The 21,528-nt window shown below is 39.3% G+C and carries 12 protein-coding genes; 5 read left to right on the top strand and 7 right to left on the bottom strand.

Going from position 1 to position 21,528, the window contains the following annotated elements:
* The first annotated feature begins 27 nt into the window (after positions 1-27).
* The 3 genes from HJC33_RS15695 (at position 28) to HJC33_RS15705 (ending at position 5,523) form a co-directional block, all read left to right on the top strand.
* The gene (locus tag HJC33_RS15695; RefSeq protein ID WP_171659798.1) at positions 28-1,071 is read left to right on the top strand and encodes a GntR family transcriptional regulator; all 1,044 of its coding nucleotides are present in this window, start codon (positions 28-30) and stop codon (positions 1,069-1,071) included.
* 89 nt (positions 1,072-1,160) lie between these two features.
* The gene (locus tag HJC33_RS15700) at positions 1,161-4,022 is read left to right on the top strand and encodes a glycoside hydrolase family 2 TIM barrel-domain containing protein (RefSeq protein ID WP_171659799.1); all 2,862 of its coding nucleotides are present in this window, start codon (positions 1,161-1,163) and stop codon (positions 4,020-4,022) included.
* A gap of 1 nt (position 4,023) precedes the next feature.
* Positions 4,024-5,523, top strand: a complete 1,500-nt coding sequence (locus HJC33_RS15705) for a rhamnogalacturonan acetylesterase (protein WP_171659800.1) — start codon at positions 4,024-4,026, stop codon at positions 5,521-5,523.
* Positions 5,524-5,554: 31 nt separating this feature from the next.
* Here the strand turns inward: HJC33_RS15705 and HJC33_RS15710 are convergent, their stop codons facing one another.
* From HJC33_RS15710 to HJC33_RS15740, 7 genes are all read right to left on the bottom strand, one after another.
* Positions 5,555-6,925 (bottom strand): glycoside hydrolase family 28 protein, encoded by a 1,371-nt coding sequence (locus tag HJC33_RS15710; protein ID WP_246245582.1) that lies wholly within the window; start codon positions 6,923-6,925, stop codon positions 5,555-5,557.
* Positions 6,926-7,019: 94 nt separating this feature from the next.
* On the bottom strand, positions 7,020-7,334 hold the full coding sequence (rhaM, locus tag HJC33_RS15715) for an L-rhamnose mutarotase (RefSeq protein WP_171659802.1): 315 nt from the start codon (positions 7,332-7,334) through the stop codon (positions 7,020-7,022).
* Complete coding sequence (locus tag HJC33_RS15720; protein ID WP_171659803.1) at positions 7,331-8,713, bottom strand: sulfatase-like hydrolase/transferase; 1,383 nt, start codon at positions 8,711-8,713, stop codon at positions 7,331-7,333. Before HJC33_RS15720 ends, rhaM begins: the two co-directional genes overlap by 4 nt.
* Complete coding sequence (locus HJC33_RS15725; RefSeq protein ID WP_171659804.1) at positions 8,706-10,088, bottom strand: glycoside hydrolase family 88/105 protein; 1,383 nt, start codon at positions 10,086-10,088, stop codon at positions 8,706-8,708. Before HJC33_RS15725 ends, HJC33_RS15720 begins: the two co-directional genes overlap by 8 nt.
* Before the next feature lie 161 nt (positions 10,089-10,249).
* Positions 10,250-11,827, bottom strand: a complete 1,578-nt coding sequence (locus HJC33_RS15730) for a RagB/SusD family nutrient uptake outer membrane protein (protein WP_171659805.1) — start codon at positions 11,825-11,827, stop codon at positions 10,250-10,252.
* A 10-nt stretch (positions 11,828-11,837) separates the two neighbouring features.
* On the bottom strand, positions 11,838-14,816 hold the full coding sequence (locus HJC33_RS15735; protein ID WP_171659806.1) for a SusC/RagA family TonB-linked outer membrane protein: 2,979 nt from the start codon (positions 14,814-14,816) through the stop codon (positions 11,838-11,840).
* Positions 14,817-14,950: 134 nt separating this feature from the next.
* The gene (locus HJC33_RS15740) at positions 14,951-17,389 is read right to left on the bottom strand and encodes a glycoside hydrolase family 31 protein (RefSeq protein ID WP_171659807.1); all 2,439 of its coding nucleotides are present in this window, start codon (positions 17,387-17,389) and stop codon (positions 14,951-14,953) included.
* Positions 17,390-17,535: 146 nt separating this feature from the next.
* On the opposite strand from HJC33_RS15740, the gene HJC33_RS15745 reads away from it, so the two are divergent.
* Positions 17,536-18,807, top strand: coding sequence for an oligogalacturonate lyase family protein (locus tag HJC33_RS15745; RefSeq protein WP_171659808.1), 1,272 nt, complete (start codon positions 17,536-17,538; stop codon positions 18,805-18,807).
* On the top strand, positions 18,800-21,526 hold the full coding sequence (locus HJC33_RS15750) for a glycosyl hydrolase (protein WP_246245583.1): 2,727 nt from the start codon (positions 18,800-18,802) through the stop codon (positions 21,524-21,526). Before HJC33_RS15745 ends, HJC33_RS15750 begins: the two co-directional genes overlap by 8 nt.
* The last annotated feature ends 2 nt before the right edge of the window (positions 21,527-21,528 follow it).

Raw genomic sequence — 21,528 nt, forward strand, 5'->3', positions numbered from 1 at the left:
GCATTAAACAATAATAATAAGCAGTATATGGATTTATTGAAGATTGATATCAATGAGGATTCGAGGGTTCCAAAGTATCAGCAAATAGTAGATTCCATAATGAATGATATTGCCTATGGCAAACTACCCATAGGAAGTAAAATTCCATCAATAAATGAACTAAGTGAAACATTATTGCTTTCTAGAGATACGGTTGAAAAAGCTTATCGAAAACTTAAGACACAAAAAACTATTATCTCTGTAAAAGGTAAAGGATACTACATTGCCAAAACGGACCTTATCTCTAGAGTAAACGTATTTTTTTTGATCAATAAGCCAAGCTCATATAAAATGCGGATTTACAACTCATTTGTTAATGAAATGGGAACAAATGGCCATGTTAACCTCTTCATATACCATTGCGAGGAGTCTCTTTTTGTGAGATATGTTGAGAGAAACCTTGGTGCATATGATTATTATGTAATAATGCCACACTTTAAAGATGCTGACCTAAGACATAAAAGCACCACAGAAAGAGTAATGCAGGTATTGGAAAGAATACCTAAAGAAAAACTGTTGATACTCGACAATGCAAAGATTCAATTAGATGGTAACTATGGCGCCCTTTACCAAGATTTTGAGCTTGACATCTATGAGGCACTTAAGGAAGCTAAGGATTGTCTCTCCAAATATGACAAACTCATATTAGTGTACCCCAGTAAAAGTGTATTTCCTTATCCTGCCCGTATTCTATTCGGTTTTAGAAAGTTCTGTGTGGAATTTGCCTATAATTTTGAGATTCTAGATCAGATATATGACGATATGGAACTACAAAGCAAAGATGCTTTTATTACTATAGAAGAGATGGATTTAGTAAATCTAGTAAGACAAATAAGAAAAAAGAATTTAACCATGGGAAAAGATGTTGGTATCATTTCCTATAATGACACACCTTTGAAGGATTTATTGGGTATTACCGTGGTCAGCACAGATTTTACTGCAATGGGCGAAACAGCAGCATATATGGTCCTTAAGAAAAAACAGGAAAAAGTCAAAAATGTATTTAAATACATAGAGCGAAATTCCATTTAGGCATTCCCCTTCCTTATTTTTATACATCACAGCACAGGACAGTTCCTTAGACCGAAACCTCTATTTTAGTTTTCGTACAATTATAAAAAATGATCAAAAAAAAGGGAACTACCTTATTTTATGTGCTCTTGTGCCTTTGCTTAGCCGGTATGGCACAGCAAACTGAAAAGATTTACCTGTCCGGAACTGACTTTGAGCATCCCAAAAGATGGGAATTTAAATGCACTAATGGCCAAAATTGCGAGCAATGGTCCAATATAGATGTTCCTTCAAATTGGGAGTTACAGGGTTTTGGCGAATACACCTACGGAAGATGGTACAAAGAGTTAAATCTAAAAGAGCCCAGCAAAGAACAAGGGTTATACAAGTATCATTTTAACATCCCTGCCGAATACCAGAAAAAACACATCAATATTGTTTTTGAAGGTGTAATGACCGATACCGAAGTTTTTATCAATGGTAAAAAGGCAGGCCCTACCCATCAAGGCGGTTTCTATCGGTTCAAATACGACATTACTAAACTTATAAACTTCGATTCTCAAAACTTACTGGAAGTCAATGTCAGCAAACACTCGGCCAACCATTCGGTCAACCGTGCCGAACGTTATGCCGATTGGTGGCTATTTGGAGGTATTTACAGACCCGTTTGGTTAGAAATCCTGCCAAAAGACCACATGGTTTCCTTGAGGGTCGATGCAAAACATGATGGCAAACTCACTTTGGCGACTGAAATCAACCATACGATTAAAAGCCCCTCTTTATCCATAGCTCTTAAAAAGCTGGGAGATAAAACTTATGGCCCAGAAAAATCGTTTCCTCTATCCAAAAACCAAAAAAAGGATACCATATCCACTTCATGGGAAAACATAATTCCTTGGACACCTGAAAGTCCAAATCTATATGAGTTAAAGGTTGAGCTTAAATCCAATAACGCCATTTTACATCAAAAAGTAGAACGCATTGGTTTTAGAACATTGGAATTCCTTTCCAAAGATGGCATTTATGTGAACGGAACCAAAATCATCATGAAGGGCGTGGACCGCCACAGTATTTGGCCAGAATCGGGCAGAAGTTTGAGCAAACGTATCAGCATAATGGATGTAGAGTTAATCAAAGGCATGAATATGAATGCCGTGAGGACCCACTATCCGCCTGCCACCCATTTTCTTAAGGTTTGCGATTCGTTGGGACTCTTTGTCCTAGACGAACTCGCCGGATGGCAAAATCCCTATGACGATGCTTTGGGAGCCAAACTGGCCAAATCAATGTTGGATCGAGATGCCAACCATCCTTCTATTATTATTTGGGACAACGGCAATGAAGGTGGATGGGGACCTGGAGCCGACAGGGTCTTTAAAACCGAAGACCTACAAAAAAGAATTGTTATACATCCTTGGTCAGATTTTGAGGGCTGGGACACCCACCACTACCCCACCTACCAAACGGGCGTACACCGCTTCAACAATGGGGAAAATGTATTTTTCCCTACCGAGTTTATGCACAGCACTTATGATAATGGTGGCGGTGCCGGTCTAGAGGACTTTTGGAACAAATACATCCAAAGTCCTTTGTTTACGGGTGGTTTTATCTGGGCCTTTGTTGATGAAGCCGTTTTACGAACCGACTGGAAAGGTGAACGAAAATATGATTCTGCAGGGTCTTTAGCACCAGACGGTATTGTCGGCCCTCACCGCGAAAAGGAAGGAAGCTACTTTTCAATTAAAGATATTTTTTCTCCAGTTCAGTTCAAACCCACTCGTATTTCTAAAAACTTTAATGGCGCACTTACCGTAGGTAATACTTCCCTGTACACCAATTTAAATACCTATACCTACATTTATAAAATTTTTAAACTGGATGAAAATGTGCTGTACAACCATGCCCAACCCATGGAAATACATTCTGAAACAAAACACTTTCCAGATGTGATGCCAGAAGAATTCAGAAGAATTCAACTTAAGCTACCAACAACTTTCTTTGAGGGTGATTGGGTACAGCTGGAAGCTTTTGACCAAACTGGAAAATCCATCAACACATTTACGTGGCCAATTCACCATAACAATTATTTTTCCAGTAAGCTTCAAGCAAAACAATCCGTAGAGCAAAAAGCCTACTTTAAAGATATGGACAACCAGATTTATTTATCAGCAAACGGCATGACCATCAAGCTAGATAAATCAACAGGTTTTCTTACGCAAATTACAAATGGAAAAGCCACAATTCCTTTGACCAACGGACCAAAACCAGTGGGCATGGAAGCAAAGGTTGATTCTGTAAAAAGCTACATTCAAGGTAAAGATGCGATTGCTGATGTTTTTTATTCAGGTGCTTTGGATAAAATTACATGGACCCTAACTGCAGATGGGAGACTAAACCTAAACATGACCGCTCTACAAAAAGCTAAGACTATCAATGGTTTTGACGGCCCCATTTTTGACGATAAGATAAATGCCTTCGGAATCACTTTCGATTTTCCCGAAGATGTGGTGAAAGGTTTTACCTGGTTTGGAAAGGGTCCGTACCGTGTTTGGAAGAATAGACAACGTGGGACACAATTTGGTTTATGGCAAAAAGACTACAATAATACTATTACTGGTGAAAGTTTTGATAATCTTATTTATCCAGAGTTTAAAGGCTATCACGCCAACTTTTATGCAGGGACACTAGATGCAGGTGATGGCTCCTTCAAATTTTTCAGTGAGAATGACAACACTTTTTTACGCTTATTCACTCCAGATGAACCCGAATATGCTATAAAGGGACGAAGCCACCCTCAACCTGAATTTCCAGAAGGTGACTTCTCATTTCTTTATGAAATTCCCGCCATGCGTTCCTTTAAGCCCATTCCTCATCATGGCCCCAATAGTCAACCCAGCAGCATTCGCATTAAAAAAGGTGATGAAGGAATCCATATGAGTATTTGGTTCGATTTTAGAACTATTAATCAATAACATGAAAAAAACAATTACACTTTTTTGTCTTGCGCTGAGCGCGATTTTTATCAGTTGCAATCCAAAACAAACCAAAGTACCCACCCTGTACACCGTTGGAGATTCCACCGTTAAAAACGGACATGGGGATGGTGCCGATGGACTATGGGGCTGGGGCGATTTTCTATCCCAGTTTATGGACAGCACAAAAATAAAATTGGAAAACCACGCTCTGGGTGGAACCAGTACTCGAACTTATATCGACAAAGGTCTGTGGGATTCAGTATCTACCAAACTAAAAAAAGGAGACTACATACTCATCCAATTTGGTCACAATGATGATGGACCCATCAACGACACCATACGTGCCCGAGGTACGATAAGGGGCATTGGTAATGAAACTGAGGAAATAGACAATATGTTGACAGGCAAGCACGAAGTGGTACATTCCTACGGGTGGTATCTGCGCCAAATGATTAAGGATGCCAAAAACAAAGGGGCTAAACCAATTTTGATAACACCTATCCCCAGAAACCGATGGCATGAAAACAAAGTGGCCCGAAATACCAACGACTATGGCCTATGGGTAAAACAAGTCTCGGAACAAGAGGCGGTTCCCCATATAGATCTAAATGATTTTATGGCCACTACCATGGAAAAAATTGGGAAACAGGGCATCACCAACACCTATTTTTATGATTGGGATACCACACATACCAATGACAAGGGAGCTGCCTTGGCTGCAGAACTGGTTGCAGATGCCCTTAAGGGTTTGGACTCTTTTTTTATAAAAACTGTATTGAACAATCCAGTGATAAACTATCCTTCAAAAAGAAACATCTATTTAATTGGTGACTCCACCATGGCCAATAATGATAATGAAAATGCCGTGGGTTGGGGCGTCCCCTTTCTTCAGTATGTAGATACTTTAAGAGTCAACCTATATAACAAAGCTAGGGGTGGTCGAAGTAGTAGAACATTTCGCTATGAAGGCCTATGGGATTCGGTAAAAAAAGTACTGACCCCAAGAGATTTTGTCATCATACAATTTGGCCATAACGATGCAGGAAACATCAGTACTAAAAAATACCGTGGTTCCCTATCTGGAATTGGAGAAGAAACTCAAAAGGTTACACGTAACGATAGCATTAAAGAAACCGTGCACACTTTTGGTTGGTACCTAGAGCATTACATAAAAGACTGTAAGGAAATTGGTGCCGAACCATTATTGATGAGTCTTACTCCCAGAAACGAATGGCCAAATGGAAATGTTGAACAGCGCTCGGGCACCTACATTAAATGGACCAAACAAATCGCTGAGAAAGAGAGAATAAAATATATTGACCTTAGCGATAGTATTGCCAAAACTTATCAAAAACTTGGAGCCGTAAAAGTGGCTGATTTTTTCCCAAAGGACCATACCCACACCAACATGGCAGGTGCTGATCTTAATGCCCGAATTGCAGCAGAATCTTTAAAAAAACTAAAAGGGTCGGATATTACATACTTTATTAAATTGTAATAGCTATGTTTCGCTTTTGGGCAGTAAGTAATTAATGATACACCCCGGATAAATCAACATTACTATGGCTCACCTTTACTTTGGAACTGTCTGATATCTGTAATCGGACATTATGAACACTCCAATCGTCACTATAGGCAATGTTGCCTGCTGTTATAGCATTTACAGTAACATTATTCATATGAATTGCGTTGATTTGGGATACTTCTAGACCACTAACATTTATTGCTGTTTTGGCGTTTCTAACCTCAACATTGTTAATTTTAATATCCCTAAACTTAGGAATGCCTTTTTCTTCGGGCACTACCTGAAGCATGGTTTTCCAATGGGCAGGTACTTTATCTATATCATAGCCTTCGGGCAATTTTGAATAACTGTAGGATGGGTTCCAATTCATGCTGATACTTAAAAAAGTATTTACGCTATCCATTTTCATGTTCTCAAAAACAATATCCTCGACCACACCACCACGGGTCGTTGCTGATTTTAATTTTAGACCAGCATCTGTACCATTCCCTCTAATATTTGAAGCATAAACATGGCGTATGCCTCCACTGGTCTCACTACCCAAAGTCAATAACCCAGCACCTCTTCCCGTTGTACAATCTTTGATGACAACGTATTCGGTCGGTTTGTTTACTCGAAGCCCGTCCCAATCTCTACCCGCTTTTAGACAAAAATTGTCATCATTGCAATCAATAGAACAATTTTGAACCAAAATATAACTACTGGAATCAATATCGATACCATCGGTACTTGGTCCATGGCCCCCAATATTGTTTTTGATAATTAAACCATCCACCGTTACATATGTAGAATAGAGCAATTGCACCGTCCAGAAACCGGCACGTTGTAGTTGTAATTCTTCCAATAATATATTTTCACTGTTCTGTATTAAAATGGTACGTGGTCTTTTGGCGTCATAATCCACAATCCAACGAAGACCCTTTGGTTCGTATTCATTCTTTCTCATGTTCCAGTACATGTCCCAGAAAACCTTTCCTTGCCCATCTACCAGACCTTTACCACCAATCTTTACATTTTTTTGATCAATACTGTTTATCAGTGCAGCTGGCCATTTCATTTCTATACCGGCAACACGGGTATCAATCTCTTTATAATCTCCTATATGTTGGCTTCCCAAAAGGGTGACTCCTTCATCTATTTGTAAGTGTACATTTGATCTTAAAAAGATGCTCCCTGACAAATAACGCCCCGGTTGAAATCTAACAACACCTCCACCGGAATTGGCACAACTATCCACAGCCCTTTGAATGGCATCGGTTGCCAGTGTTTCCCCATCGGGTTTAGCACCAAAAACATTCACAAAAAATTCTCTTTGAGGAATGACCACTGACTTTGCCCCAACGGTTTTCGTCCATCCGGGCTCAAGACTAATCATATTTTCCCCATTTGTTTTAGAAGCGCTTTCCCTACAACCCAAAAAAGAACTTAAAACAAATAAAAAAAAACATCTAACCAGCATACTATTCAGTTTAGGGTAAGTGAAATACTTCTTTTAATTGAAATTCTACGGGACTATTATCTTGATTAACATCCATAATATCGGCCATATAGGCCCACCATTTTTTTACGATGGGATGACTAGGAATCTGTTCTGGATCAAAGCCTTCCGCTAATTTTTGAACAGCGAATAGTGTATTTGTTCTTTCATCCAAAAAAATGGAATACTCACTAATTCCTGATTCTGAAAGTAACAAAGTTAAGTCTGGCCAAATTTCATCATGACGTTTTTTATATTCCTCGGCATGACCTGGTTTTAACTTCATGACAAAAGCGTTTCTTTTCATTTTATAACAATTTTTGGCCCATTTACAGTTGGGGCATCTTTGGCGAATTCTTGTTCCAATAATCTCAATAGTTCTTGACCTATTAAGGATTCTGATGTCCAGATATCATTTTTTTCCTCGGGATCTTTTTTCAAATGATACAATTGTAGTTTTGTCCCATTTTCTAACCGTGTCCTCACCAACTTAAAGGGAGGCTTGATGATGTTTTCCTGCAAATGGCCTCGAATATAAATGTGATTCGTTTTTGAAATATCTTTACCTTGAAAAAGCGATAAAAAACTATTTCCCTTGACGGTATTGGGCTTCGGGGTCTTCCCTACCAAATCCAATAATGTGGGCATTATATCTATCACCGAGATAAATGAATTTGAGGTATTTGGCACAATGCGGCCCTTCCAATAAGCAATTGCCGGAACCCTGATTCCGCCTTCATAATTGGATGTTTTGTAATCCTTTAAAGGTGTATTGTCTCCCAACACAGAATTTGGCCCATGCCTTCCTCCATATTGGTCTTTAGGAAACCAATTTTCCATTCCGCCATTGTCACTCATAAAAAGAACCAAGGTGTTTTCATCTTTTCCTGTTTCCTGTAATTTTCCCATCACTTTACCCAGAGCGTCATCCATATGGGTCATGGCTGCCGCAAAATCTACCCTGCTACTATCGGAAATGATGTTTCTATAGAGTGCTTTCCAGCGTTTCTCCTCCTGTAACGGAAAATGTGGTGCGCTATAAGCCAAGGTGATAAAAAATGGGGTTTCTTCAGGTTGTTCCAAATAGTCTAAAGTAGCCTTGGTCAACAAATCGGTCACATGTCCTTCCTCTTGCAGCAACTTCCCATTTTTATGCCAACTGGGGTCACCGTTCTTATATTCGTGGGTGTACTGGTCAATCTGTCCATGTAAAAATCCGTAAGAGATATCAAAACCATAGGCTTGTGGACCATTTTCAGCAGTAAGACCCAAATGCCATTTACCAAAAAGGGCAGTTCTATAGCCCAACTCTTTTAAAGCCTTGGGCAATGTGATTAAACTATCTGGCAAGGCCATCTTACTCTTGCCACTTATTGGTGCCACAATTCCCAATCTACTTGCAGGCATACCTGTCAATAAAGCCGCTCGGGTTGGTGAACAGGTGGGAGCAACATAAAAACGATCTAAAACCAATCCATTATCCGCTAGAGCATCAATGACTGGAGTTTGTATTTCCGAACCATGATATCCGACATCGTTCCAACCGGCATCATCTGCTATTACCATTAAAATATTGGGGCGTTTTTTTGTATTGTTTGAAACTGTTCTAGGTGTTTGCCTACATCCCCATAAAATGAAAGTGCAAAAAATAGCCGACCAAATGGTATGTGAAACTATTTTACTCATCCACACTAAAAATTGGGGCATCAGTAACTATGGGATGGTCATAAAATTGTACGGCGCTATCATTCATTTTGGGATTGGTATTTTCTAAAAGCAAGAGCATCTCTGCCCCAGCCAATAAGACTGGACCATAACCATGTGCCGCATAAACGTTTACCGGTCTGTAATAATAAAAAGCAGGGTCAAAACCCATACCCGTTCCCACACAAGTTCCCATTACCTGTCCTTTGTCGTTAACTTGTTCTGCCAAAGCATTCCAGGCCAAACAAACTATTGGCCCGTAGGACCTAGCATCTATGTAACCTCTATTAATGGCCCTCGCAATGGCATAAGTAAATATGGCAGTAGCCGAAGTTTCTAAATAGGAGTCGTTCTTATCCAATAATTGATGCCACAACCCCTTGGGTGATTGCAACCTTGTCAATCCATGGATATGCTCCTTTAAAATTCTTAGCACTTTTTGATAGTTGGAGTGTTCTTTCGGCAATATTTCCAACAGTTCTACCAAGGTCATGATGGCCCAACCATTCGCCCTTCCCCAAAAAAAAGCAGGGTGAGCATCCATATCTTCGATATAAGCATGCATAAACAGTCCCTTCTCTTTTACAAACATTCTTTCAGCAAATTGTATCAGTTGCTTTGTGGCATCGTCAAAATATCGTTGTTCTCCCGTATAATTTCCCATCTGGGCCAAAGCCGGCACACTCATAAATAAATCATCCAACCAGATTGAATTCTTCATAGGTCGATTTCTTACCAAGGTACCATCGGGCAAACGTAATTGCTTGTTACTGATGTAATCGATAAAATTATTTATCATAGGGTCAACATCGGCCTTAAGGCCATTCTGTTTGGCCTTGATCATTGCTGCGCAAATGGCCCCTGCATCGTCGAGAGCGTTGGGATGCAATACAGAGTGCATGGGATTTTCTCCTGATAGATTCTTCTCTTCCCAAATCTTTACCAGTGGGAAAAGCTCTGCCAAAAAAGCAATACGCTCATTGGCGTAATTTGCATATTTCTCATCTTTTGAAGCTTTTGAAGCCAATAACATTCCAGCATAGGTAACTCCCCATTCGTAACTCACTAGTCTAAAATCTGCCTTGCCAAAAGCCAAATTTTTCACCTTATTCAGTTTATTGAAATTGTTAATTTCTCCACCTGTATCTTTATTCACCAAAGTTGCCGGTGTTACAGCATCTAAATAAGAATGAATCCTTGCAAGCACTTTGTGAATCTCAATTTCATTAGGTATACCGTATGGGGTCTCGTATTGTGGTTTTATCAAATGTAAGGGTGCCGTGGCATCATTGGGCCGTTCCTGACCCCATACGATTCCACAAACCAATACCAAAATCAGTTTATATCGATATAGCATATTTCATTTATTAATAGTTCATTGGTTTAAATAGAAAATTAGAGTTTGAAATGAAATATCAATAGGTCTACCATCATTACCACAGTGAACTTTTTACAAAAAAGTATTGGGGTCAATATTGACCCCATACTCAAAATAAAAATTAACTAAATGCAAATCGATTAGTATCCTGAATTTTGGGATAAATTGGGATTGGCATCAATAGCTGCCCTTGGTATCGGATAAAGTGTTCTAAAATCTTCAGATTCTTCTTTAAACTCCCAAGCATCACCAAATTTCCCAAAACGTATCAAATCTCTTCTTCTTGCCATTTCAAAAGCCAACTCACGTCCTCTTTCATCAAGAATATCATCCAATGTAAGTGAAGCAAGAGGTGTTGCACTACTTCTTTCTCTTACTTGATTGACCAAAGGCAACGCAGCTGCAAAGTCTCCTTCCCTTGCCAAAGCTTCTGCCTTGACCAGTAAAATATCAGCATATCTAACAAAAGCAATGTCATTTCCGGCATTTCCTCCATTAGTGTTAGGGTCCAATCCCCATTTTACCCATTTAATCCCAGCATTCATAGGTTGTAAACGAATACCAGTTGCAGGAATAATCTCATAAGGAACGGGACCTTCAGTAGAAGTTGAGGAATCATATAAAGTGGAATTATTGTCTGGTACAATACGTTCCACCATAACGGTTTCACCATTTCTAGGATCTATCAGCGGACCATATCCTATAAACATATTTCTTCTATCATCATCTTCCTCATACAAGGCCAATACAGAAGGGCGTGTGCCAAATCCGTTTTGTGGAGTATAGGGCAAACCAAAAAGTCCGCCTTGTATTCCAGGCAAAACCTTTTGAACCAGTGGATGTCCAATTCCTCCAGAAATATCTGGGGAATAAACCGCACCAAATATGAACTCGGCATTGTTTTCATTGTTGTACACAAAATTGTCAAAATAGTCAGGCAACAAACTGTACTGTCCAGAATTAATTACCAAATCTGCATACTCAATAGCTTTATTGTTCATTGCACTGCCGGTATAAACCTCAGCATTAAGGTAAATGACCGCCAAAAGGGCTTGGCCCGCTTCCTGGGTCAATCTACCATAGTATTCACTTCCAGATGCGGATTTCGTTGGTAGATTTTGTAAAGCCGCCTCCATTTCCGAAGTCACAAATTCAAAAACCTCGACCCGTGTGTTTTGTACAGGTAGATTTAGTGGGTCTACTTTGGGGTCAGTAAATATGGGAACATTGCCAAACAAGTCCATCAAAAAGAAGTAAGCATAGGCCCTAAGTGTCCTTAACTCAGCAATGGGACCATCTACCAAACTTCCATCTAATCCAGAATTTTCCAAAGAAGCAATTAGTGCATTAGCTTGACCTACAGTTCTAAAATAAGTATTCCAAGCTCCATTGATATAGCCATGGTTCTCATCCCATTCATGCTCCATAAGTTGTGAGAAGTTAGCACCTCCCCACCAGCCTTGAATCTTTTCATGCACCACAACTTGATCCGCAGAAAGTTCTAAACAGCGGTATTCCACTCCCATTCCTGTTGTACCTGCAAAGAAGCGGTATACCCCAGAAAGGGATGATAATATTTGTTGTTCGTTCGCATAAAAAGTTTCTGGTGTATAAATAGAATAGGTATCTTCTTCCAACGAACAACCTAAAAGTGTGATTGCAAGACCAAAGACCATTGTCTTAGCCAAGTATTTCTTATGTTTTAAATAATTCTTCATTGCTTTTTTTTTAGAAAGTTATACTTGTTCCAATCTGAAAAATTCTTGGTCTTGGATACACCAAATAATCAATACCTACCGATCTTGTTCTAACTTCTGGATCGTAACCAGTATATCCTGTAATTACAAATAAATTACTGCCAGAAACATAGACCCGGGCCTTTTTAAATATTTTGGAATTATCAGTATTAAAATTATATCCCAATGTCACATTATCCAGTCGTAAGAAACTAGCATCTTCAATCCATTGTGATGAATATTGGGCCACTTGTTCTCTACTGGCACCCGTATCAAAAGCGGAGCGTAGCACATTTACCCCAGGAAACTGGCTTATATAGGAAAATTCTGCTCTTGTATTGTTATACAAATCGTTACCAATGGTTCCTCTCAAGTTAATATTGGCGTCAAATCTGTTGAACCTAAAGGTGTTATTGAAACCGAACACCAAATCTGGGTTGGCATCCCCAATAACTACTTCATCCGGAGTTCCATCATTGTCTTCGTCCAAATAAGTTTCCAAACCATCAGCATCATATCCAGTAAATTCCCAACCATAGAAGGTATTCAATGGAAGGCCCGGTTTAATGATTTGGGTAGACGCATTATTACCCACAACCCCTGAACCACTGGAAGTATTGATTTCTTCCCGTTCAAAGTTTTCATTGGACAAGCTTATAACCTCGTTCTTATTGGAGGAAAGGTTAATATTTGTACTCCAAAATGCTTTGTCGTTATCAATAATATCTGCATTGATACTGAATTCAATTCCTTTATTTTCCACTTCACCAACATTGGCCCATTGCGTTGTAACAACAGAAGGTGCCGCAGTTGAGAACGACAACAGCAAGTCATCAGTTTTTTTGATATAATAATCAATGGAACCGTAAACTTTATAATTGAACAATCCATAATCCAAACCAAAATTCAACTGACTTGTTTCTTCCCATTTAAGATTCGGGTTAGGATAATTTGTAGGCAATACACTTGGTACTGCTTGCCCGCCAAAAACGTAGATTGACGACCCTGAAATGGAAAGTTGTTCCAAATAGAGGTTATTTGGAATTTCTTGGTTACCAGTCACTCCATAACCAAGTCTTAATTTCAGGTTATCTATTTTAGAGTTGTCCATGAAGGTTTCATCAGTAATATTCCAAGCTAAAGCTCCGGAAGGGAATGTACCCCATTTGTTGTTGGCACCAAATCTGGAAGAGCCATCACGTCTTAAAGTAAATGTCAGTAAGTATCTATCTTTTAACTTATAATTTAATCTCCCGTAGTACGAGGCCAGACGATTGGCATCTTTGAAAGAGGTATTAGATTGAATAGAACCAGACTGTATAAGATTCCATTCTGTAGCATCTGACACAAAGTTATTTGCAGAAGTAAATGTATTTTCGGTTATAAACCTCTGAAATGAATACCCTGCCAAAAAAGTAATCTGGTTATCTTCATTTAAGGTTTTATCATAAGTCAAAGTGGTTTCCGATAAAACATTGCTGTTTGTATATTTATTAAGGGATCCAAAGCCACCTTGCCCTTCACCTGCTGGATGCGTAGAGGGTATATAAGAAAATCTACTTACCTTTTCATTAGAGTAGCCAAAGCTTGTTTTTAGGGTAAGTCCCTCTATCAATTCATAAGAAACATTAGTATTTCCCAAGAACAAAGTGCTATTGCTCTCATCTGTCACATCTCTCCATGAAACAGGGTTTATCCGCAAAGCACCTATTTGATAATAAGAACCATCTTCATTATAAACAGGCAAGGTTGGTGCCCAACGTATGGCATCCTTCAAAATATTACCGCCTTCATCCCCTATATTTGAATTCAATGCAGGACGCTGCTCGTCAATGTAAGAATAAGTCATGTTCACGCCTATTTTCAACTTATCATCCAAGGCGGCATGATTGGCATTTAACCTACCTGTGTATTTTTTAAGACGTGAGTTAAGCAAAACCCCTTCTTGATCATTTAATCCCACAGAACCTGTTACATTGGTAGTTTTTGATCCCCCAGCAAAAGAAACATTATGGTTATGGGTAAGGGCTGCCCTAAAAACTTCTTTTTGCCAATTGGTATTTGCCCCCTGATCTGAAAATGGCAAATCATTTGCATTTGCTCTTTGCCTATATTCATCAGCTGTAAGAACCGGCAAATATTCACGAACATTGGAGATTCCGGTATAAGCATCGTAAGTAATAAAATCACCATAACTTCCTTTATTCTTCGTAGTGATAACAATTACCCCATTAGCACCTCTAGAACCGTAAATGGCAGTTGCAGAGGCATCTTTTAATACATCAATGCTTTCTATATCGGCAGGATTAATTAAGCTAAGAGGGTTTGTTGCTTCTTCGGACAAGGGAGAGGAACCAGAGGTAGCGACTCTAATACTATTATTTGCACTACCAAACTGTAATGGCACCCCGTCTATTACGTAGAGAGGATCATTACCTGCAGAAATTGAACTTGTACCTCTAATACGAACCGTGGATGATGCCCCTGGCATCCCACTACTTTGAACTATATTGACACCGGCCACTTTACCTTGCAATAACTGTTCTGGCTGAATAGGTAGGGCATCAACAAAGTCATCTGACTTAATTGAGGCAATTGCCCCTGTAACATCTTTTACTTTTTGGGTGCCATAGCCTATTACCACAATTTCATCCAATACTTGAGAACTTTCTTCCAACACAATGTCTATTGCAGTTCTACCGTTGGTGCTAACTTCTTGGGTTTTAAAACCAACATAAGAAAACATTAAAATGGAAGCTGCATCTGACTGCAATTGTATGGTGTAATTCCCATCAAAGTCTGATGAAACACCATTTGCGGTTCCCTTCTGAATAATATTTACACCTGGAATAGGATCGCCGTTTACATCCGATATATTACCGGACACTGCTGACTGGGCCATAATACCCAGCGGAAAAAGCAGCAAGGTCAGAATCAGGACTGACCATAAGTTTAGTTTCGTTTTTAGCATGTTTTTAGTTTTTCAGTTTGTGTAATCGATTACAATATCAATTAAGGCTAAACTATACAAACGAATCATCTCCCCTGTCCTGTACTATCCTGAACAAAAACCATTTTAAATATTAATATCTTAAGATATTAACTTTAAAATTTCACTATTCTCAGTTTAGTGTCTTTCGATGTGGCATCAGGAACATAAACAAATAATCTTCCATCCATATACTTATATCCGCTACTATTTTCGTAGGATTTTTTTGATTCATTCAATGGTTTGCCATTTAAATAAACCTCATTAGGCGGTATTGTTAATTGCATTTCAACCGTATATGATCTATTTCCGATTTTAAAGCTTCCTTTTGGTTTATCAATATTTACTTCGATGATATTTTCACCATCTAACTTTGTGGTAATCTGCGTTATCGCATACACCTCTTTTGTGGCATATTGATTAGAGATTCCATCATCATCGTACAATTCAAAATTACCGTCACCACCATCATAAATATTCAAATTGATATGATTTACAACACTTTTATCAACATACTGCACTACCCTCTGAGTGGGTATAATGGCTCCAACTTTAACAAAAATGGGCATAATATCTGCAGGACATAATACGCTGATAAACTGTTGACCATCATATTGTTTTCCATTCCAAAAATCCACCCACTTTCCTTTTGGTAAATAAACGACCCTAGTTTTGGCCCCTTTGGTCGTTACCGGGCACACCATAAGGTTGTCCCCAAACATGTACTGATCAGTGATATTATAGGCATTTTGGTCTTCTTCATTATCCATCACCAAAGCTCTCATCAATGGCTTTCCCAATTTATACTGTTGGTATGCAGAACTGTAGATATAAGGTAGAAGTCGATATCTCAACTCGTCATATTTAACAAAATTTGAAAGTGCCTCATCTCCATAGCTCCATGGTTCTTTATAATTAGGATGTTCCATACCAAATAAGTGTGCAACCGGGCTAAGCATTCCAAATTGTACCCAACGCATATATAACTCAGGGTCAGCAACATGCTCAAAACCGCCCATGCAGTGACCCCAGTACCCTACTCCAGACAATCCTATGTTGATCCCTGCAAGAATAACAGGCTCAAAATACTGCCATTCGCTGGGCCAATCGCCTGCAAAAATGTAAGGATATCTTTGAATTCCAGCATACCCTTCTCGTGTAAGGTTCAATCCGCGCATTTGGTTGTATTCTGAAAATTTGAGGTAGGGAGCTTTGGCGTATGCCAATGGAAATAAATTGTGCATAGGTATAATATCTTCTCCTTGTGGTCCAGTTTTATCACTTTCATTGGCCTTATGCCCAAAGGCACTACCTTCATCTGTTTTTAAGAACATCGCTCCCTGATCTGCAACCTTCTTTACTCCATTGTTCCACCACCAATCAACAGAAGCATCATCAAAAAAGTTTACAAATTCTCCTTTTCCATTACTTTCAGGATAAACATAGTTGAGCTCACGGGCCTTGTCCAACAGACGCATTGTTTTACCATTATCGAACCTAGGCCTGAGGTGTAGTCCAACCATATTAAAGTTTAGGGCATATAAGCTATCGAACATTGCTTTTGGATCGCCAAATGTCTGCCGCCACTCAAAAGATGTAGCCCCTTTACCTCCATTTTCTCCAAAAATTCTCCATGTACTGTCCAAGTGCAAAACATCTACAGGAATTTTCATTTTCCTGAACTTTTTTGCCAAATTCACTACATATTGGTCTGATGTTTCTTCTTCATGACCCCAAGTCCCCCCACTATAAGTGCCCACATGTAATCCATGGGCAAATTTTGGCAACAATGGAGATTTACCTGTTAAGTTGGTATAACCATCAATTATGTCAGTAAATGATGGGCCATAGATAAAATAATAATCTAACTCTCCTCCTTCGGCATCAAAAGTGTACTGGTTATTTGAGCTATGCCCCATATCCCAATTTGTTGGATGAGCTGTATGATAGAACACCCCATACCCTCGGGTACTCATAAAAAATGGAATTGGGCTATAATTGGCCTCAAGAATATTGTAAGCGCCAACAATGTGGGGCAATCCCTGGCCTCTCCCCACATTTAATCTTGTCTTTTTTCCTCGACAATCCAACCCATCCATCCTTTCACCAAGACCAAAAAAATGTTCGCCTGGAAAAAGCTTCTTTACAGACCCTACGGTTTTATTATTTTTAAAACTACCTGTTATCTCCTCAGAAAGCACCTTTCCATCAGATCCTTCAATTGCAATAGTAAAAGGTGTTTTATTCAGTACTACTGTTAATTGACTTGTTTTAAGCCGAATCTTATCTAGGTTTTCTGTTTTTTCAAAGTCTACCTTTGGCCAATTGTAATTAACAACCATGTAATCCTCTTCTGGAAGAAATTCTGCCCCCCAACTGGCCCTAAAACGTAACGCTTTGCTAGTGCATAGCTCTAACAACACCTTGCCAGAAGTGGTTTCAATTAACAACTCATTATCTTCTATTTGCTTTATATTTTTAAAATCTCCTAATGATTGTTGAGACAATAACAGTTTAAAAGTGAATAGGAAAAGTAAACAAACTAATTTTTTCATGGATATATTTTTGTTTCAAGCAAATTAGGGTTTTAACGATATAACACTATCCTGTTCCATATGGGTATTGCATTGGTTTTCGCAGGACGCCACAGGACACTCTTTATTAGCCTACCTGTTATATTTGACTGTAATCAAATTTCCTTATGCGATATAAAATCAACACCAAAACCCTGGCATATTCTGTTTGCACCATTTTGTTAACCATAGTGGCATGTAAAAAAACCAAAGAAGAAAAACATAAGGAAGCAAAAGTCTCTTATCCAATTCTAGAGACAGGGTTGGGCAAAACAATGCCCAAAATCTGGATTGATAAACATACTGGGCATAAAATCACAAGATTAACTGACTCTGAAAAAGGTGGGCGTAGTTTTTATTTTCATAATAGACCATTTTTACCTGCTCAAAATCAAAAAGGCTGGTTAATGGTTTTTTATGCCCCTGATAGTTTAGGAAATCAATTACACACTTTAAACCTTAATACTGGGAAAATAAATCAAATCACCTTTGGTGAAGGTAGAAAACGCGGTGAAATTATTGGGCAAAAATCAAGAAAAGCATTCTATATGGTTAAAGACAGTATTTTTTCTGTGGATATTGACAAAAAAACAACTAGGTTCATCGCAAAATTCCCTTCACATGTCAAGGGGAGCATCACAACTTTAAACGCCTCAGAAAGTCTTTTGGGTGGAGCATTTATAGATAAAAAGGAAGAAGAAATACTTAAAAAACATCCTACAAAGCGTAGTTACTTTGAACGTATTTACGAAGCTAAACTTGAGCGCAGTTTAATCACTATGGATGTTGAAACAGGGAGTACTGATGTGATTTTGACCGAAAACGCTTGGCTCAACCATATTCAATTTTCACCCACCGACCCCAAGATCCTTATGTATTGCCATGAAGGCCCTTGGCACAAAGTGGACCGTATTTGGAACATTGATATAGAGACGAAGGAGAACAAATTAATGCACAAAAGAACTATTCATAGGGAAATTGCAGGTCACGAATATTTTAGTCCCGATGGAAAAACAATTTGGTACGATTTGCAAATTCCCAGAGGAGAGACTTTTCATCTGGCTGGTCGTTCAGTGCATTCTGACAGCACTATAAAATATAAGCTCAAAAGGGATGAATGGTCTATCCATTTCAACAGTTCTCCAGATCAAAAAACCTTTGCTGGTGATGGAGGTGATTCAACCCAAGTGGCACGAGCAAAAAATGGTATGTGGTTATATCATTTCAAGCCTGTAACTGATAGTCTTCAATCTGTAAAACTAGTAAACATGAAACATCATGATTACGAACTGGAACCCAATGTCCATTTTACACCAGATGGAAGACAAGTGATTTTTAGGGCCAATTTTGAAGGAAAGACACACATCTATGCAGTCGATTTAAAAAAGTACCATGATTAGGACTTTAGATGCCATATTATTCACAGGAATGTTTGTTTTACTTGGTTCGTGCAAAAGTGAGTTCCAAAAAAAGGAAGCAGCAGTATGGCCAAAAACAACCAACTCAACAAAGCCTTGGACACGTTGGTGGTGGATGGGGAATTCTTTGGACAAGGAAAATTTGACCCAACATTTGGTGAGATTTAAAAATGCAGGTTTAGGAGGAGTTGAGATTGAGCCTATCTATGGTATTCAGGGTCTGGAGGACAAGGAAATCGATTTTCTCTCCCAAAAATGGGTGGAAATGTTAACACATACTATTCGTACTGCCGATAGCCTTAATCTCGGCGTAGACCTTACCCTCGGCACCGGCTGGCCCTATGGCGGCCCTCATGTTTCTGTTCATGATGCCGCGACAAAACTGGTGGTAGATTCTTATACAATCCCAAAAGGAAGTAGCATCAAACAACCTATGCTCCCCCAAAATCCCATGGAAAAAAATGCCATATTGAACCATGTACTTGCTTTTGGCAAGACTTCTGGTTATGAAAATATTACCTATCAGGTTAAAGACGGGGTTTTGAATTGGCAAGCAATGAACGATGCTTATACTCTGTATGCCATTTATACCGGTAAAACTGGACAAAAAGTAAAACGTGCCGCACCGGGCGGTGCAGGCTTCACCTTGGATCATTATTCCCGAAAAGCATTAATTGAATATCTTAAACCATTCAAAAAGGCCTTAGATACTTTGGCCTCAAAACCAAGAGCTGTTTTTAATGACAGTTATGAAGTATATGGCACCGATTTCACGCCAAACTTCTTTAAAGAATTTGAACAGAAAAGGGGTTATGATCTACTTCCACATTTCAACAGATTGATGGATACAGTTCCATCCCCTTTGGGGAATAGAATCAAAAGTGATTACCGAGAAACCCTGAACGATCTGTTGCTGGAGGATTTTGACAAACCTTGGACAGACTGGGCCAATGAAAATGGTATGAAAAGCAGGTTACAGGCGCATGGTTCCCCAGGAAATTTAATCGATCTCTATGCCTCGGCAGACATTCCAGAATGTGAAACTTTTGGCTCCATGCCCTATCCCATCAAAGGATTCAGAAGGCTGCCCGAAAACATACGGGAAGGCGATGCCGACCCCATAATGCTGAAGTTCTCCTCGTCAGCAGCACATGTGGCCAATAGGCCCTTGGTATCCTCAGAAACCTTTACATGGCTCCGCGACCATTTTAAAACGGCACTCTCGCAGTGCAAACCCGAAGTGGAAGACCTTTTCCTTAATGGCATAAACCACATTTTTCTTCACGGATCCACCTATTCGCCAAAAGAAGCTGCATGGCCTGGTTGGAAATTCTACGCATCGGTCAATTTTAATCCCAACAACACCATTTGGAAAGATGCTCCATCCCTTTTTGAATATATTACAAGGTGCCAATCGTTCTTGCAATTGGGAAAACCGGACAACGAACTGTTGCTCTATTGGCCCATTTATGATGTTTGGAACAAGGACTTGCCCCTATTCTTTCAGTTTAAGATCCATTCCCTGGACGAATGGCTTACAGATTCACCATTTTATGAACTTTCCAAAAATTTGCAACAAAGAGGATGGTCCACAGATTTTATTTCGGACAGGATTCTACAAAATGTGACTGTTGAAAATGGCCTTATCCAATTGCCCGGCGGAAATTATAAAGGCTTAGTAGTGCCAAGTTGCGATATGATGCCACTACCCACATTAAAAAAATTAATTGCCTTAAAAAAAGAAGGGGCAAACATCATTTTTAATGGGGTTCCAAAATCGGTTCCTGGTTTTTCTGATTTTGAGGAGTTGAACAAAGAGCTTAATGCCGTAATCAATGAAAATGGTCTCGCTTCAGAAATCGTTACTGACGTTCCAAAAAAGTTGGAATCATTGCAAATTCTCCCTGAAGAATTGGCTTCAACTGGGCTAAAATTCATTAGAAGAGATAATGGTGGTTCCAAAATATATTATCTGGTCAATCATACCGCAAAAGACTTTGATGATTATGTTCTTCTAAATGGTGAGTTAGAAAATGCAGTCATATTCAACCCGATGGATGGTCGTAAGGGAAAGGCGAAAATCCGTAAGGAAAACAGCAGCACATACATTCGTCTACAGATCCCTTCTGGGGGTTCCTTGATCGTGAATACAAACGTGAACAGTGATGCCCCATGGAAATACAATACTCCTGCCAATGCCCCCATCACCCTTTCGGGTAAATGGAGCGTCACTTTTTTGAAAGGCGGTCCAAAACTTCCCAAAGAACAAAAAATCAGCGATTTAGTATCATGGACCGAATTTGACGAGGATGCCTCAAACTTTTCAGGAACGGCTACATATGTAATTGAATTTATGATTGATTCTACGGATGGCAATACATGGCGAATTGATCTGGGTGATGTTCGCGAAAGTGCCAAAGTATGGCTAAACGGAACCTATCTCGGAACCGCATGGGCAAATCCCTTTCAACTGGTGGCAAAGAATGTGCAAAAGGGCAAGAACACTTTAAAGGTTGAGGTCACCAATCTGCCCGCCAATAGAATCAGAGCCAAAGAACTCAGAGGGGAAAAGTGGCAGATTTTTAAGGAAATCAATATGGTCAACAAAGACTATGTCCCTTTTGATGCCACACAGTGGAATCCTTTGCCATCTGGATTGTTGGGCCCCGTTACATTAACCAAACTAAAAATAGAAAACTAAAA

The sequence above is a fragment of the Flagellimonas amphidinii genome (assembly GCF_013090115.1).
In the GTDB taxonomy this organism is placed as follows: domain Bacteria; phylum Bacteroidota; class Bacteroidia; order Flavobacteriales; family Flavobacteriaceae; genus Flagellimonas; species Flagellimonas amphidinii.